The 15,619-nt window shown below is 46.9% G+C and carries 15 protein-coding genes; 5 read left to right on the top strand and 10 right to left on the bottom strand.

Features of this window, described 5'->3' with window-relative positions; translation table 11 throughout:
- Positions 1-49: 49 nt before the first annotated feature.
- The gene (locus tag V2H45_RS21635) at positions 50-2,119 is read right to left on the bottom strand and encodes a ribonuclease catalytic domain-containing protein (RefSeq protein ID WP_330485765.1); all 2,070 of its coding nucleotides are present in this window, start codon (positions 2,117-2,119) and stop codon (positions 50-52) included.
- Positions 2,120-2,218: 99 nt separating this feature from the next.
- The gene (aguB, locus tag V2H45_RS21630) at positions 2,219-3,097 is read right to left on the bottom strand and encodes an N-carbamoylputrescine amidase (protein ID WP_330485764.1); all 879 of its coding nucleotides are present in this window, start codon (positions 3,095-3,097) and stop codon (positions 2,219-2,221) included.
- A gap of 39 nt (positions 3,098-3,136) precedes the next feature.
- On the opposite strand from aguB, the gene yidD reads away from it, so the two are divergent.
- The 4 genes from yidD to V2H45_RS21610 all read left to right on the top strand — a co-directional run bounded on the left by yidD (position 3,137) and on the right by V2H45_RS21610 (position 8,063).
- Positions 3,137-3,376, top strand: a complete 240-nt coding sequence (gene yidD, locus V2H45_RS21625; protein ID WP_330485763.1) for a membrane protein insertion efficiency factor YidD — start codon at positions 3,137-3,139, stop codon at positions 3,374-3,376.
- A gap of 60 nt (positions 3,377-3,436) precedes the next feature.
- Complete coding sequence (locus tag V2H45_RS21620; RefSeq protein WP_330485762.1) at positions 3,437-4,936, top strand: O-antigen ligase family protein; 1,500 nt, start codon at positions 3,437-3,439, stop codon at positions 4,934-4,936.
- On the top strand, positions 4,929-6,416 hold the full coding sequence (locus V2H45_RS21615) for a BCD family MFS transporter (RefSeq protein ID WP_330485761.1): 1,488 nt from the start codon (positions 4,929-4,931) through the stop codon (positions 6,414-6,416). The genes V2H45_RS21620 and V2H45_RS21615 overlap by 8 nt, the downstream gene beginning before the upstream one ends.
- 291 nt (positions 6,417-6,707) lie before the next feature.
- A complete protein-coding gene (locus tag V2H45_RS21610; protein WP_330485760.1) occupies positions 6,708-8,063 on the top strand; it encodes an efflux RND transporter periplasmic adaptor subunit in 1,356 nt (451 codons plus the stop codon).
- Positions 8,064-8,066: 3 nt separating this feature from the next.
- Here V2H45_RS21610 and V2H45_RS21605 read toward each other — a convergent pair whose 3' ends face one another.
- From V2H45_RS21605 to V2H45_RS21570, 8 genes are all read right to left on the bottom strand, one after another.
- Positions 8,067-10,148: an FAD-dependent oxidoreductase gene (locus V2H45_RS21605; RefSeq protein ID WP_330485759.1), complete on the bottom strand. Its 2,082-nt coding sequence runs from the start codon at positions 10,146-10,148 to the stop codon at positions 8,067-8,069.
- Positions 10,149-10,356: 208 nt separating this feature from the next.
- Positions 10,357-10,668: a helix-turn-helix transcriptional regulator gene (locus tag V2H45_RS21600; RefSeq protein ID WP_330485758.1), complete on the bottom strand. Its 312-nt coding sequence runs from the start codon at positions 10,666-10,668 to the stop codon at positions 10,357-10,359.
- Between the two features lie 5 nt (positions 10,669-10,673).
- Positions 10,674-11,015, bottom strand: coding sequence for a type II toxin-antitoxin system RelE/ParE family toxin (locus V2H45_RS21595; RefSeq protein WP_330485757.1), 342 nt, complete (start codon positions 11,013-11,015; stop codon positions 10,674-10,676).
- Between the two features lie 73 nt (positions 11,016-11,088).
- Positions 11,089-13,485, bottom strand: coding sequence for a tetratricopeptide repeat protein (locus tag V2H45_RS21590; protein ID WP_330485756.1), 2,397 nt, complete (start codon positions 13,483-13,485; stop codon positions 11,089-11,091).
- On the bottom strand, positions 13,466-13,753 hold the full coding sequence (locus V2H45_RS21585) for a type II toxin-antitoxin system HicB family antitoxin (protein WP_330485755.1): 288 nt from the start codon (positions 13,751-13,753) through the stop codon (positions 13,466-13,468). Before V2H45_RS21585 ends, V2H45_RS21590 begins: the two co-directional genes overlap by 20 nt.
- Positions 13,750-13,941, bottom strand: coding sequence for a type II toxin-antitoxin system HicA family toxin (locus V2H45_RS21580; protein WP_330485754.1), 192 nt, complete (start codon positions 13,939-13,941; stop codon positions 13,750-13,752). The genes V2H45_RS21585 and V2H45_RS21580 overlap by 4 nt, the downstream gene beginning before the upstream one ends.
- On the bottom strand, positions 13,938-14,324 hold the full coding sequence (locus tag V2H45_RS21575; protein WP_330485753.1) for a hypothetical protein: 387 nt from the start codon (positions 14,322-14,324) through the stop codon (positions 13,938-13,940). The genes V2H45_RS21580 and V2H45_RS21575 overlap by 4 nt, the downstream gene beginning before the upstream one ends.
- 76 nt (positions 14,325-14,400) lie before the next feature.
- Positions 14,401-14,544, bottom strand: a complete 144-nt coding sequence (locus tag V2H45_RS21570; RefSeq protein ID WP_330485752.1) for a hypothetical protein — start codon at positions 14,542-14,544, stop codon at positions 14,401-14,403.
- Positions 14,545-14,607: 63 nt separating this feature from the next.
- Between V2H45_RS21570 and V2H45_RS21565 the strand changes: the two genes are divergently transcribed.
- Positions 14,608-15,324 (top strand): DNA alkylation repair protein, encoded by a 717-nt coding sequence (locus tag V2H45_RS21565; protein WP_330485751.1) that lies wholly within the window; start codon positions 14,608-14,610, stop codon positions 15,322-15,324.
- Positions 15,325-15,619: the final 295 nt, after the last annotated feature.

Genomic DNA, 15,619 nt, shown 5'->3' with positions numbered 1-15,619 from the left:
AACTCAACGCTGATGCCTTTTCTAATGCTCTCAATCTTTTGTCCTGTACTTAGGCCATGCTGAATGATTCAACCTGTTGCACCTCATAGAACTGAATCAAATCTTTGCGCGGATCGACTTCGCTGACCTTGACATTGAAACTTTCACCGACATTTGTGGTGCGATTGATACGCATGGGGAGCTTTAAGCCCAAATCTTCGAGAAGTACCAGTCCGAGCTTATCCTGTTCGCGCAACCAGTCCAAAAGGATTGCTCGCCAAGCGGTTTCACGATTGCGTCGCAAAAACTCCAAACTCCAATAGCGCACGGTTTGACGTTCCAATTGATTGGCTTCATATACCGCAGGCTCAATCACAGATAGGGAATCCGATAGCGTCGCCTCTGTAAAGGGTAAAGGCGCATCATTCAGAAAAGCTTTGATCTGCCAATGGGTGAGGAGATCGGTGTAACGGCGAATTGGAGAGGTGGCTTGGGTGTAGGCTTCCAGTCCCAGCCCAGCATGACGTGCTGCATAGATTCCCATTTCCCCCTTTGCCATGCAGCGACAGACGGCAAACTCACGCACGGGGCCAGATGGCAACTGCATCAAGATTTCTTCCGAGGGTAATTCTGGTGCTTCTTGATAGCGATAGGGAATCGGAATCCCATTCTTTTGGGCAAAATTAGCGGCAACTTCTCCAGCCAAGATCATCATCTCTGCCACCATTTGCCGTGAAAAGGGCTCATCCATCAATTCTAGGGTCATTTGCTCTGTATCGTTGGGATTGACCTTAATGATGGTTTCAGGCAGATCGATATTCACGGCACCTTGGTAGAGCCGCCAGTTGGTTCGGAGTTTGGCATACTGGGCGATCGCATTGAGATCTTCCTCTATACTCATATCCAGCATATCCATCACATCTTCATAGGTGAGGCGATAGTTGGGTTTAATCAGACTGGGATGAATCTCTGCGTGAATGACTTCGCCGCGATCGCTGAGGTCAACCCCAAAGGACAAGGCATGACAAACCTGTGACTGAATCAAACTCATCGGCCCCGTTGCCAGCTCGTGGGGAAACATGGGAATCATGCCCGTGGGCAGATAAACACTGGTTCCTCTTTTGCGGGCTTCGCGATCGAGCAGGCTCTGGGGTTCGATCCAACGTGTAGGATCGGCAATGTGGATCCATAGCCGCTTTTGACCATTGTGTAGGGTCTCAATACTCAAACCGTCATCAATCTCAGTCGTGCTCTCATCATCGATCGTGTAAACATGCAAATGCGTCAAATCGATCCGCTTCGCTAAAGAGCTATCTGGAATCGGATTTTCTAGGCATTGTTTGACAGCATTGAGAACTTCGGCTGAGAAGGTGGTGGGTACTTGGCTGCGCAACAGGGCTAGGTTTTCATGGCGGTTCCAAATCCCTAAATCAACCAATAGCTGAAACGCTGATATTTCAGATTTCGTCCGCTTGACTGAAACCAAAATTTCTTGGGCAGCGGATTTATCTGAGGCCTCTTCACCGTAGAGGGCATATCGCTCTAGACTCTCCAAGCGATGCCGTTCCTGTTTCGTCCATTCTGGTTCCGTTGGCGCATCTTCGGGAAGATCGATCGGCTTGCCTGCGATCTTGTTTTGCATCTTGCAGATAAAGGCTTCGGCTTCGCGCTGGCGTTGCTGAGCTGCTTCGGCTTGATGTTTTAACTCGGCAACTTGGGTGGCGGGTCGAGGCTCGTAGCGATCGCCTTTTTGCTTAAAGTAAAGCTTGTCATTGCTCAAGAGCCAATAGGAAGCATAGGAGGTGGCAGCAGATACTTTAGAAAACAGGAGATTGGCTAGATCGTCAGGGGTGACAGATTTGTTGTCATCGATCAAAATCTCCCAGGCAACTTCAAGACTAGAGGGATCTAAATATTGCTGAACCTGTTGAAAGAAAACAGGGATCTGCCGTGCCGTGAACATCTGCGGATCGGAGTCAGCCGTACTTTTGATCACAAAGTCAATTTCGCGAGGATGCACCGTGTGGGTCGTGCCATTCTCGTCAATCACCTGTAGGTGTTTTTTGCCCTCAGGTCGATCTACAACTGCCAAGCGGCGATCGCCATGCAAACGAAATTCAACCAGTGTGCCCTTTTCCAAAATCGCCCCTTGCCCTTTAGAAAGCTTTAAAAACGCTCTTTCTGAAACCTTACCCTTGCATTTTACTGGATAAATGCCAAGCCAAGCTTTTGTGTATGCTTAAAGTTCACCATCCGCTGTTGTGAGGATGTTGTAAAGCTCTGGGCGGCGATCGCGGAAAAAGCCAAATGAAGCACGATTGCGGCGAATCGTCTCAAGGTCAAATTGGGCAAGCAATATGCCCTCCTCTGTGGCATTCAGTTCGGCAACTTTATCGCCGCGATGATTGGCAATAAATGAGTGACCGTAAAAAATTTGGCTCCCTTCTTTGCCAACCCGATTTGCCGCTGCAACGGGAATCACGTTACTAACCGCATGACCGATCATGGCGCGTTGCCAAGGATCTTTGGTATTCAGGTCGGGTTCTTCAGGCTCAGAACCGATCGCGGTTGGGTACAGCAACACATCTGCCCCCATCAATGCCATGGCTCTGGCACATTCGGGAAACCACTGATCCCAACAAATGCCCACCCCAATCTTGCCAAAAGCGGTCTGCCAGACTTTAAAACCCGTATTTCCGGGGCGAAAGTAAAATTTTTCCTCATAGCCAGGACCATCGGGAATGTGGCTCTTTCGATAAATGCCCAGTACCTCCCCATTGGCATCGATCGTGGCAAGGCTATTGTAGTAGGCTTGCCCCGCACGCTCAAAAAAAGAGATCGGGATCACAACCTTAAGTTTCTGGGCTAAAGATTGAAAGTGTTTTACTGTCGGGTGATCGGCAACGGGATGAGCCCAGTCAAAAAAGCGATCGCGTTCTTCACGGCAAAAATACGCACCTTCAAACAGCTCTGGGGGCAAAATCACCTGTGCACCTCGATCGGAGGCTTTTAAGACAAAATCGGTAATCTTGGCTATGTTGGTGGCGGCATCGGTCGTGGCATCAACATCCAGAGCCGCTTGAATCACGGCGATCGTCAAGGATTGAGATTTTGACATCAAGATTTACCCAATTCAATCTGTTCTAAAATATCAGCTATGAAAACTATCTTACTTTGGCTCATTCGTTTTTACCGTTTTTGTATCTCTCCTTTGACGCCTCCTAGTTGTCGATTTCAGCCCACCTGCTCTCAGTATGCACTGACGGCGATCGAGCGCTTTGGAGCATGGAAAGGTAGTGGGATGGCGGTGAAACGAATTTGTCGCTGCCATCCTTGGCATCCAGGGGGCTATGACCCCGTACCAGAGGTATCTTGCCAACAGCCCCACCAGCATTAACTTAAGCTTCTATCTAAAATTTAACTTCTTAAATCTTTAATATCAATGTGGGTGGGGTGTATGGATCTTTTCTCTCGTTTATGGCAGTTTAAAGGGTCGAAGTGGTGGACTCGGTTTGAATTAACAAACGCTCCGTTGCCAGATCCCCAATTGCAATTAGCTTGGCAAAGTTTGCAATGGGGAATTGTATTTGTTTCATGGAATATTGTGTTTGCGATTGTACCGTTGCTGATGGTGATAGGCATCACTTGGTATCATCGATTTCAGCAAATTGTTCGGACGAGAATTACTCAAGGTTTTGGCCTCTTCATTCTTTGCTTGTTGATTGTCTCCATATTTGCCCTTAATCCGCTTGAATCCTGCTTGGGCATATTTAATTTCATTCCTTTCATTATGATGTTTGCAGGAACGGCAGTTTTGATTCAGAAACCAGAGCAACTGCGGCGTTTAGCATGGTTACTGGTGATTGGGGCAATTCCCGCGATCGCCATTGGGTTGGGGCAATTTTATCTAGGTTGGTCAACCTATACCAATTTCGATTTGTCCCGATTAGTTGTGGAAGGTTCTGATACCCCCGATCGGATGACGGCAACCTTTAAGCATGCTAACCTATTTGCGAACTATTTGGCGATTGTGTTTGCGATCGCGGGTGGGCTTTGGCTAGATACGCATCAGCGCTATAGATCGCTACTTAAGCCCAAGAGTTCCCAAGCCATAGATCGAAGCTGTAGTCAACATGTCGATCGCATCCTAAAAATCCGTTCTAGTTTTTTGTGGGGCATTCTTATACTCACCACGAGTTGTCTCTTTTTGTCGAATTCTCGTAATGGTTGGATTGCTGCGATCGCTTCGGCATTAGCCTTTGCGAGTTATCTGGGAAAACGAGGGATTGTGGCGATCGTCACAGGTCTTACAGCAACGTTTGTCTGGGCAGCATTTGGTCCCAATCCCATCCAAACATGGCTACGGTGGATTGTTCCTAGAGCGATTTGGGCAAGACTAAATGGAGAGATGTTTCCGAACCAAGTGGAAGCTGAAATGCGAACGACGATCTGGCAAGTGGCAATTAATCTAACCCAGCAAAGACCTTGGACGGGGTGGGGGCTACAAAGCTTTGGCAAACTCTACGAAGCCCAGACCCATCTGTGGCTGGGGCATCCCCATAACCTCGTACTGATGTTAACTGCTTCCGTCGGAATTCCGATCGCACTTTTTTTCTTAGGACTCGTGGGTTGGGTCTTGGCACAGGGCGTTTTATGTCTTAGCGGCAGGATGCATCCCGAAGGGAATCGTTCTAACAACGAGTCATCCCCTAAATCGCTGCGATTGACTGCGCCCGATCGCCTGATCCTATTCACTTACTTGACCGCTTTTGGTTGCTGTATGATTTTTCAAACGACTGATGTCACCATATTCGATCCGCGCATCAATTTTTTGGGATGGTTCCTCTTAGCTGCCATTTTAGGGGTTGTGCGTGGAACTCGTAAAGAAGCCCTGCAAACTCCTGAAAGTAATCGTAGGTCTGAACTCGAACTCACTGAAAACTTAGATCATGAATAGTCCACACCAATCCTCTCAACCAGATTCAGAATTACCCAATCTCTCTAGTCACCCGCAACTCAATTTGCTAAGCATGTTTCGGATGGGCTTATTTCAAATGGGCCTGGGCATTATGTCTTTGTTGATTGCAGGGTTACTGAATCGCCTGATGATTAACGAACTCGTCATCCCTGCCACGCTTGCCGCTGGGTTTATTGCCATACCTCTGTTTGTTTCTCCCGCTAGAGTATGGTTCGGGCAAACATCTGACGCCAAAACAATTTTTGGGATGCATCGCACGGGCTACGTCTGGATCGGTGCAGTGATGTTTGCGATCGTTGGCTTTTTTACCACCCAAGTTATGTGGCAATTAGGACGTAGTGTGTATGAAGTTGGCTGGACTGGAAGCACCTACGGATGGGCAATCCTTTTGAGTGGAATGTTTGCCCTTTACGGAATTTCTATCAGCTTAAGCTCTACTCCCTTTGCAGCACTGCTTGTTGATATTTCTGACGAAGAAGAACGCTCAAAACTAGTCAGCATTGTCTGGTCAATGCTGATGGTTGGCATTGTGATTGGGGCAATTGTGGTTTCGCGGTTATTACCCTGTACGGGTACGCCCCCCAGCAATGTTTCCATTTATGCTCAGGGCGATCGCTTGACGCAATTGCAATCAGCGATCGACTTGGTTTTTTTAGCCGTTCCTGCGGCGGTCGTTGGTTTAACAGTTTTTGCTACCTATGGCATTGAAAAAAAATATTCGCGCTATAAATTTCGCGTAGCCCAAAATGAGATCCTCAACGGCAGTGCAGCTAGTGAAGACAAACTCACCTTGGGGCGTGCTTTGCAGGTACTAACAGCCAGTAAACAAACAGGGCTATTTTTCTCGTTTTTACTAATGATGACCATCGGTATTTTTATGCAAGATGCCATCATGGAACCATTTGGTGGTGCCGTGTTTGGTATGAGCATTTGTGCAACCACACAACTGAATGCTGCTTTTGGCATGGGAACGCTGATGGGTTTAAGTGCTTCCGGTTTTTGGGTGATTCCACGCATTGGCAAACAAGCCTCGGCGCGACTGGGCTGTTATCTGGTGGCAGCAAGTTGTTTGCTGCTTTTGATATCAGGCTTTTTGCAAAAAACTTGGGCACTGCAAGCAGCTCTAGCACTTTTTGGTTTTGCGTCTGGGATTACAACCTCTGGGGCACTAAGTCTCATGCTCGATCTCACTGCTGCCGAGACCGCAGGGACATTTGTGGGGGCATGGGGGTTATCCCAGGCGATCGCGAGAGGATTGGCTACGCTATCAGGCGGTATCGTGCTAGATATTGGCAAGAAAATATTTGACACACCCATGTTTGCCTATAGTTTTGTGTTTATTTGCGAGGGGTTAGTCATGATCTTTGCAGTTGTCTTACTCACTCGGGTAAATGTTCAAGAATTTCGTACCGATGCGAAACGTGCGATCGCCAATGTATTAGCCAACGAGTTAGACTAGGCTTCGACTCCGCAAATATTTCTGAGCAAATCTCTTTGCCGCTCTTCATGCGAATCTTCGTGCTAAGGGGTGATGTTTTTTTGCCTAACTTGTATTAAATTAGGCTGTGGTGTTGGGCGCAAACATAATTATATCGAATCCAAAAGATCTGCGATATTTTCATGCATTCGCGAAAAACTTTTGTCTGAATTATCCTCCTGTCTATGTGAATGCTTAGCCTGTTTAGGCTACTGATTAGGATGTAGTGATAGATAGAGGATTACTCAAAAAATAGTCAAAAATTACAACGTGATGCAAATTCCTCTACTTGGTAAAAAAGAACCCGATCGAAATCCGATAGAATCAGCTCAAGCAGAACCCGATCAAAAGCAGCCTAAGCAAACAGAACCCAAGAAAGGGCTGCGACCTTGGCTGATAGGCTTAACGCTCGTAGGTGTATTGGGAGTTGGCTTTACGGCTTTTCGCATGCTCAATCGTGGGGATACAACAGCAGACATCACAAACGCAACGGAAACTGTAATTTCCACAGAGTTAAGTATCAAAATCAAAGCGAGTGGATCGGTTGTGCCGATTCAAAGTGTGAATGTCAGCCCCAAGCAGGCAGGGAAACTCACAGTACTTTTGGTGGAGCAAGGCGATCGCGTGCGTAAAGGACAAATCATCGCCCGCATGGATGATAGCAACATTGAACCCCTAGTCCAGCAAGCCAGAGCCAATGTTGCCTCTGCCGAAGCAACCTTAGCAAAATTAAGAAATGGAAGTCGTTCTGAAGAGGTAGCCTCGATCCGCGCCCGTATGGAATCAGCAAGGGCAAGTGCGAATCTGGCAAATGTCCGTGTGAATCGCTACCGAGACTTACAGGCACAGGGGGCAATTACCCAAGATCGCTTTGACGAGGTGGTTACAAGCGAACGTACAGCTCTGGCAAACCTACAAGATCTACAACGTCAACTAGAATTAGCCCAAAACGGCAGTCGGGTGGAAGATATCGCCCAAGCAGAGGCAGCGTTAGAAGGTCAAATCGCATCTCTCAGAAATCTAGAAGTACAACAGCAAGATACGGTGATTGTGGCACCCTTTGATGGCATTATTACGCAGAAATTCTCTAATGTTGGGGCTTTTGTCACACCAACCACGGCAGCTTCGGCGAGTAACTCGGCAACTTCTACCTCGATTGTCACGCTCGCCAATGGTTTAGAAATTTTAGCGAAAGTGCCTGAGGTCGATATCGCTCAAATCAAGGTTGGACAGCAAGTGGAGATTACAGCGGATGCTTTCCCCGATCGCGTTTATAAAGGTCGGGTACGCTTGATCTCTCCTGAAGCTGTAATCGAGCAAAATGTGACTTCGTTTCAAGTGCGCATCCTTTTAGAGACTGGAGAAGACCAGTTGCGATCGGGCATGAATACTGACCTTAGATTTATCGGACAAAAGATCGATAATGCTCTTGTCGTGCCAACCGTGGCGATCGTTACCGAAGATGGCAAGATCGGCGTTCTCATTCCCGATGAAAACAAGAAAGCGAAATTCCAACCTGTAACGATTGGTACGACGGTAGAGAATCAAACCCAAATTCTGAAAGGGGTTAAGGCAGGCGATCGCGTGTTTATTAAACTCCCTGACAACGCCAAACCTAAACCCAAGTAGTAACTACCAAACCTTCCAGTCGTCCCAACTCAAGTTAAAGACAGAAGTGTCAGGAAAAGCAGTGGGGTTGCCATTTTTCTCCAAGCGATCGCGTAGTTCCATCAGTTCGGGTTTGACTCTAGGCATATCTTCAACCAGTTGAAAAGGTGGAATTCCCTTTTCCAGCGCAAAGGAAACGGTTGTCCCCGCAGCCGCACCCACTGACCATTCAAAGGAATGGACGCGGTAGGCAGCAGCAGCAATATTGCTTACGGCAATGCTTTTACTTGCCACGATCAAATTATCAATCTTTTGTGGAATCATCGCCCGCAACGGAATCTGAGCGGGGAAAGCCATGCCATGGGCTTGGCGCACACCTGCTCTCTCTGTATTTCCTTTTGCCTCAGGTGGAGACAGAGTCATACAGGGATGGAAGTCGATCGCATACTGAGAAATTCCCACCGCATCAGGATAAATACTCGAACGGGTGCGGCGTGAAATTTGCTCGATCGATGCACCTCGAACTGCCACAACGGATTCTAAACCTGCAAGCGCAACCCACATGTCGCGATACATCTTGGGCGTAAGGTTCTGGCGATAATAATCTTCGCGATAGTCGTGGCGAGAGATATCCAATTCGCTCACCGTAAAGCCATCTGCATAGCCAAAAGATGGACGACCGACAATCCTTCTACCTTCGCGGATATAAGGGTACTTCGACAAGCCATGCATCGTTCCCATTGGGGAATTTAGCCCCGTTAATAGGAGGTGGTTGGGGTATGGCTTTTTGACCCCATCGCCCAAATGGGAGTCGGTCGTGCCTGCCACCAACCAATAATAGAACCCTAAGGCAATTTCCTCACCTTTGCGGAGGGTTTCTGTACGCAATCCTCCCATCCAACTACCAGGGACGAGTTGACCTAGTTGCTGTAACTGCTCGCGGCTATAGATCAGATTATCCTCGGACGTGCCAGGTCGATAGTCATTCCCCCACACCCAATTTTGCATAGAGATATCCTGTGGGGCTGGGGCTCCCACCCGAAACACCGTAGCTTTCGGACGACTCTCGGCATTGGGAGCCCAGATGCGGCGATAGGTAAACACCGAGTCAAAATCAAACTTGTTTGGTTTAGGGTCGTAGCTATAGTAAGACAAATACCGATCGTAAAAACTAGGCTTGGTTTGGGGCTGAGGTTGTTCGGTTTGCTGTAAGGCAAAGGTGTAGGTAAAACCCTGCGTGCAGAACGGATCGCCTGCGGCTGAAGGAGAAGAGGGATTGAGATGGGAAAGCGGATCGATGCCTAGACGATAGGGAACATCGGCAAGCGCAATAATTTCGCCCGTTTCGGTGGCTTCCACTACATACCATTTAGGCGTAGAGGAGGATTTGGTCTCAGTGGAAGGCTTAGCCGTGAAATGGAGAATCGTCTTGGTCAAACGAGGTGAATTTTCATAGCGATAGGCATCCTCAACGATCGCAGAGAGAGGCTCAGTATTGAGCGGTGGAGTATTGGGGGCTGCACGATGTTGGATTGCGATCGCACCGTCAATAATTTTGCCATCCGAACTAACTTCTAGTTCCTTGATGGTTGTGTTGGGAAACCACTTGAGCTGCCCGCCCCCTTTCTTGGCTGCACCATCGAGAATCTCAAATAGTAACTTATTGGCATCCGATGGAATGAAGCAAGAGGCACTCACCCAACAGTCACCCGGATTGATCTTGCCATAGTAATTTAACAGGCTGTCCCGCAGTTCTTTATAGCCCCGCGCGTAGAATAGGAGCGATCGCTGTTTTTTAGACTCATCCAATGCCGAAGTTCCCTGAGAAGTAAGCTGTCCGCCAATCCAATCGGTAATATCGGTAATGCAAACCGTGCGTCCTGCTAGCAAAGCTTCGTAGGCTGTTGCCGTACCCGCTAAACCACCCCCCACAATCAGAATTTCACACTCAACGTTTTGGTCAGGCGTGCGTGGAGGCGCAGCAAGGGCAGATGTACCTGTGGCGATCGCTAAGGCAAGACCGAGGGGAATGGATGCGATCGCTTGCCAAGGCTTTAGCCTATTTAAGGAAATCAGCTTACGAATCTGCTTGCTAAAGGGTGACATTTGTTTTCTCAGAGACTTTTTGAGGGTTAAACGAAAACAATATAGCAATTTTTGCGTGTCTTGGTATGCCTGAGCCGTGGTTCAGCTTCGCCGTACATCCCCTGAGAATCGTAAAGTCATGCGAGATTGTTGAGACTAGTGGTGACAGAGGGATGGTCTGCTCCTAGTTGACGTTCCAAGATTTGGAGCGATCGCAAAAAACAAAAAACTAAACAGAAATCGCTAGTAATAAATCTCTACGACTACTTCCTAGAGCAAATCCACACCGAAACATCAAATCCATCGATACCGAAGGATCGCCAGCTTCAATTTTGGCAACTCTTGATTGACTTGTTCCAATTTGCTTACCTAGAGCTTTTTGAGTCAAATTCTTTTCAAGTCTTAGCTGTTTGATTCTCTTACTGAGTGCAAGTCTTAGTTCAATGAGTTCAGACTCTTCAGGCGTAAGCCCAAACAATTCAGCCACTGTGCCAGAATGCCAACCTGCTGCTTCTAATCTTTTAAGTGCTTCAGAATCCATAAATATTAGCCTCTTAATAATTTCTCATAAGCTTTTAATCTGTTCTTAGCAAGATCTATTTCTTTTTTAGGAGTTGCCTTTGTTTTTTTCGGGAAGATATTTAAAACAAGGATAGCGTCATCGTCAATCCGACAAATAATTCGCCATGTTTTATCACCATCGGGTATTCTCAACTCACAACATCGATCGCCTATACTCGGCATGAGCCGTAAATCTGGCATTGACAATGTTTCACGCTGTTGCAGCTTACGGATAAAATATCCAGCCGTTAGCCTTGCGTTCTCAGAGAATGGCGGGGTCTTGATTTCAGTATGTAGCCAGAATACAAGCTTATCTTTCAACTCCATTTTATTAATTATATGTCATATCTGATATTTTCAGCTTTGGTTTTCTAGTTAAAATAAACTGCTTTCCCTTGCTCTAAGGAAGTCTAGATTTAGAGTGCGATGCCCACTTCTTAAGGCACTGGGCATAGTTTGCTCTAACAGTCATCGTACTTGGATGAGCCACACCCAAAACTTGCTCGCAAATCTGTAAGGCTCTTTGGTACAGAGATTCGGCCTCGGCGTACTTCCCTTGCAAATCGTAAAGCCCTGCGAAATTGTTGAGACTTGTGGCGACATCGGGATGGTCTGCTCCTAGGACGCGTTCACAAATTTCGAGTGATCGCAGATAGTGAGGTTCAGCTTCGACGTACTTCCCTCGCAGTTGGTAAAGCCCTGCAAGATTGTTGAGATTTGTAGCAACATTGGGATGGTCTGCTCCTAGGAAGCGTTCCCAGATTTCAAGCGATCGCAGATGGAGCGGTTCGGCATCGGCGTACTTTCCTTGGGATTTGTATAGTTCGGCAAGATTGTTTAGACTAGTGGCGACGTCGGAATGGTCTGCTCCTAGTTGTCGTTCTCTGATTTCGAGAGATCGCAAATAGAGCAGTTCGGCATCGGCGTACTTCCCTTGAGATTTGTAATGTGCTGCCAGATTGTTGAGGATTGTGGCGACCAATGGATGGTCATCTCCTAGTTGTCGTTCCCAGATTTCGAGAGATCGCAGAAAGAGCGATTCGGCTTTAGCGTACTTCCCTTGCGAATCGAAAAGTTGTGCGAGATTGTTGAGAATTGTGGCGACTTCGGGATGGTTTGTGCCTAGGGCGCGTTCACAAATTTCGAGCGATCGCAGATAATGCGGTTCAGCTTCGACGTACTTCCCTTGCGAATAATAGAGTTGTGCGAGATTGTTGAGGCTGGTGGAGACCAAGAGATGGTCTGCTCCTAGTTGTCGTTCCCATATTTCAAGCGATCGCAGATAGAGTGGTTCGGCTGTACTGTACAGTCCTTGCGATTTGTATAGTTCGGCAAGGTTGTTGAGACTAGTTGCGACATCGGGATGGTCTGTTCCTAAAATCTCACTAACCGAAGTTAAGCGTCTTTGCCAAGGATCTTCCGCAAGTCGATAAAGTCCTTGACCTTGATAAAATCTCGCAATACTAGTAAATGCCCATCCTAAATCTTCTTCTGGATTAGGAATATCACCCAGCATCTCGCGGCTGACCATTTCTAGATGGGGAATTACGGTTGTTGCTTCGGCAATGTCTTTTAAGGTTGGAGTTTGAGGTATTTGTTTGGCAATTGTGAGCAAAGCGCCAACAACTTGTTGCCTGAGTCTTGACCATTCGGGATGTTGTTGCAATTGAAATTGAAAATATTCTCGCAAAAGTTGATGCAGTTGATACATCCCTTGCCCTTCTCGCTCAAGCAAATGCAAATTTAGCAACTCATCATCACGATAATTTTCTAACTCCTCTGCATCTACTTCTGACATTGCAGACTCCACCCACTGCCATGCCACGGGTGCAAGTGCAAACAACGACAACACAGCCGCAACCTGCTGCGCTCCTTCTGAAAGTTCTTGCCAACTGAGATCGAAAGCAGCAATCACATTTAACTTGGCAGTCATTTCCTGCAACCCGCGACGTTGGAGATCCGTGAGGGCATCTTGCAATAACTTCTTCTCCTTCAACCGCTTCAGCATTTCCACAATGGATAGATCGCGTTTGCGAGCCAAGTAGCGCCCCACCAATTCGATCGCTAAAGGCAACCTTCCCAACCATTCACAAAGATCCGTAATTTCTGAGCTTGTCCTGCGAGGGTCATCCGTAGGTAAAAATGATCGTAGTAACGCCTCAGCCGCCGATATTTCTAAAACATCTAAGCGATATTGCTGCTGCGTTCCACCCAACTCTAGCCGCGTCGTTGCCAATACTGTGAAAGCTCCTCCCATCGGTGGCAAATATGGCTTTAAGGTTTCATAGTCCTTCACATCATCCAAAATCACCAGCATCTTTTTGGGTTGTGCTTTGGTCTCAGAATCGGCGCTTAAATGCTCGGTCAAACACCTCCAGCAATAAGCCGCCAACTTTTCCACTGTATCCAAATCGTCGGGAAAAGCCCGATCTAGCTGCACCCGCACAAAATCCCGTAACTGGATCGCCAGATCGCTATTTGCCTGCAACCAACAGATGCCACCGCGATAGTCTGTCAATATATACCGCAACGCATATTGAATCACTAACTCGGTCTTACCCACACCACCCATGCCCTTGACATAGGCTGACACCGCCACCCGTTGATTTTGCTGCAAAAGTCCATGCACTTGTCCTAGGTCATCTTCCCGCCCCGCAAAAAACATCACATTCGTCGGCGGCAAGTTCAACGGAATCCCTAAGCGCTTTGCTTCCTGCAAGATTTGGTTATAGTTGAACGTATTGTTCTGCGTATTACCCGAACCGTCTTGGTCGATATTAACTTCTGAGTTGCCCACGGTTCATCCCCTGCAAACTCGCGACAGAGATATGGGTTAAATAAAACTCTTCACCTTCCGAATCGCGCAAAGCATCCAAATACGCATCAATTCCACGCGGTTTTGGTAACTCATCGAGATCGGCTAAATGTAAAGCCAACGCCGATCGCATCAGCTTTGTCGTTTCTTCCAAAGTCTCGCCCGTCGCTATACAACCTTCTACGTCAGGTGAATATGCCGAAAACCCAGTCTCACTTTTTTCCAAGACGATTAAATATTGGTCGATCATTTTAACCCTGCCTGTCTGAGAATACTTGCCAGTGTCCCTTTGCGTACATCATCGATCAACTTACCCGCCACCGTCACTTTCCCTGACTTTGTTGGATGTTTGTACTGTCTATGACTACCCACAGTATCCACCAAAAACCACCCGTCAGCCTCAAGCAACTTCAGCAGATCGCGTACTTTTGTCGTCATAGAGTAAAAGTATTATTCTGGGTGTTATTTGTCCCTGTCTGACTCACAGCAATCTGTTTGCCAATAATAGTAATCGTGCCACCTGCTTTTACTGCCTGAAACTTTTCTTTAAATTCCTGATTCTCCTCAGCATCAGCCGCCGCAACCAATTCGGCAAAAATCGGGTCAGGTGGGATCTCTTCTAAAACGGCTTTCCCCAGATTTAACACGGTTGGATCGCCTGCCTCTAAAACCTTGGCAGTATCAGGAGAATGTTCGCGAATTTTAGCGATCGCTTGCCCAGCCTTTTTGCTCAGTGCGTCACCAATATTCGCTCCAGACTTTTTCAGCGCTTCCGTTAGAAATATGGTGCCGATCGTCGTTGCTACTGTTACGGGATCCATGAGCTTTCACTTTCTCGCGTGAGTTCTATCATACCCATTTCAGCATAGTTGCACGAAACCATCAAGTCAGATGTCGCTAAAATTTCATGATTCTGCCTTCAAAATCAAACTCCACCTTAATATGGGTACTTTGACATTCGCGATCGCTTCCTTTGGGAAACTGCGAATCGAGAAGTTGGGCGTCGCGTGGTTCGTTTTGCTTTAATTTTGCTTCTAACATCGCGATTGCCTCTTTCTGAAACCATTCAGTAAGATATTATCAAAAACCTCACGATCGCAGTTCATGGATAAACTGACTCAACTCAAAAATAAACTCAAAAGTCTTGAAGATCTAGAAAAAGCCAAGACACTTTCTCGATTCTTTAAAACTGGCAAAGGAGAATATGGGGAAGGCGATCGCTTTTTGGGCATCACTGTCCCCGCCCAAAGAAAGCTAGCCAAGGAATTTGTGAGTTTGGAACTATCTGAAATCGAGCAACTTTTAGCCAGCCAGATCCACGAACATCGCTTGACCGCATTACTGATTTTGACTTACCAATTCCCTAAAGCGAATGCGATCGAGCAAGCTGAAATCGTTCGCTTTTATCTAGCGCATACGCAATGGATCAATAATTGGGATTTGGTGGATGTCAGTTGTCGCCCGATTGTAGGAGTTTACCTCTTAGAGCGCGATCGCAGCATCTTGTACGAATTCGCCCATTCTCAAAATTTATGGCAGCAAAGAATTGCCATTATTACCACAGGAGAATTTATTAAGTACGGACAATTTACTGATACGATCGCGATCGCAGAGATTTTACTGCATCATTCCCATGACTTGATTCATAAAGCTGTGGGTTGGATGTTACGAGAAGTTGGCAAAAAAGAACGTCCTGTTTTAGAAGCCTTTCTAAACCGTTATGCCAGTCAAATGCCCCGTACAATGCTGCGCTATGCGATCGAGCATTTTAATGACGCCGAGCGAAAGTCATATCTACATCTCCGCAACGGAACGAATTGATTTAGACCAATTTCTCTTAAATTTTCAACAGATTGGGTTTTAGGTTTCGCGCAGAGCGCAGTCTTTTCAAGAAATGGTATTAGCTCCTCCCAGAGCTTGACTTCAAGATTGTTTAAAAAATTATCGATATAACGATCGCGTAACATTCACACCAAATTATCGTTTTTGATTTTATATTTTAGGCTGTACTCCTCTAAATTTCAGTTTAGAGGAGCGCCAACTTTTGTTGTTCACCATCACAAGGGCACCTCTAAAAATCAGTCAGAGACGAAAAACGAAAATAAAAAGAGAGAAG

The sequence above is a fragment of the Tumidithrix elongata BACA0141 genome, from assembly GCF_036349135.1.
Classification (GTDB): Bacteria; Cyanobacteriota; Cyanobacteriia; order Pseudanabaenales; family Pseudanabaenaceae; genus Tumidithrix; species Tumidithrix elongata.
This window is presented reverse-complemented; position numbering and strand designations above follow the sequence as displayed.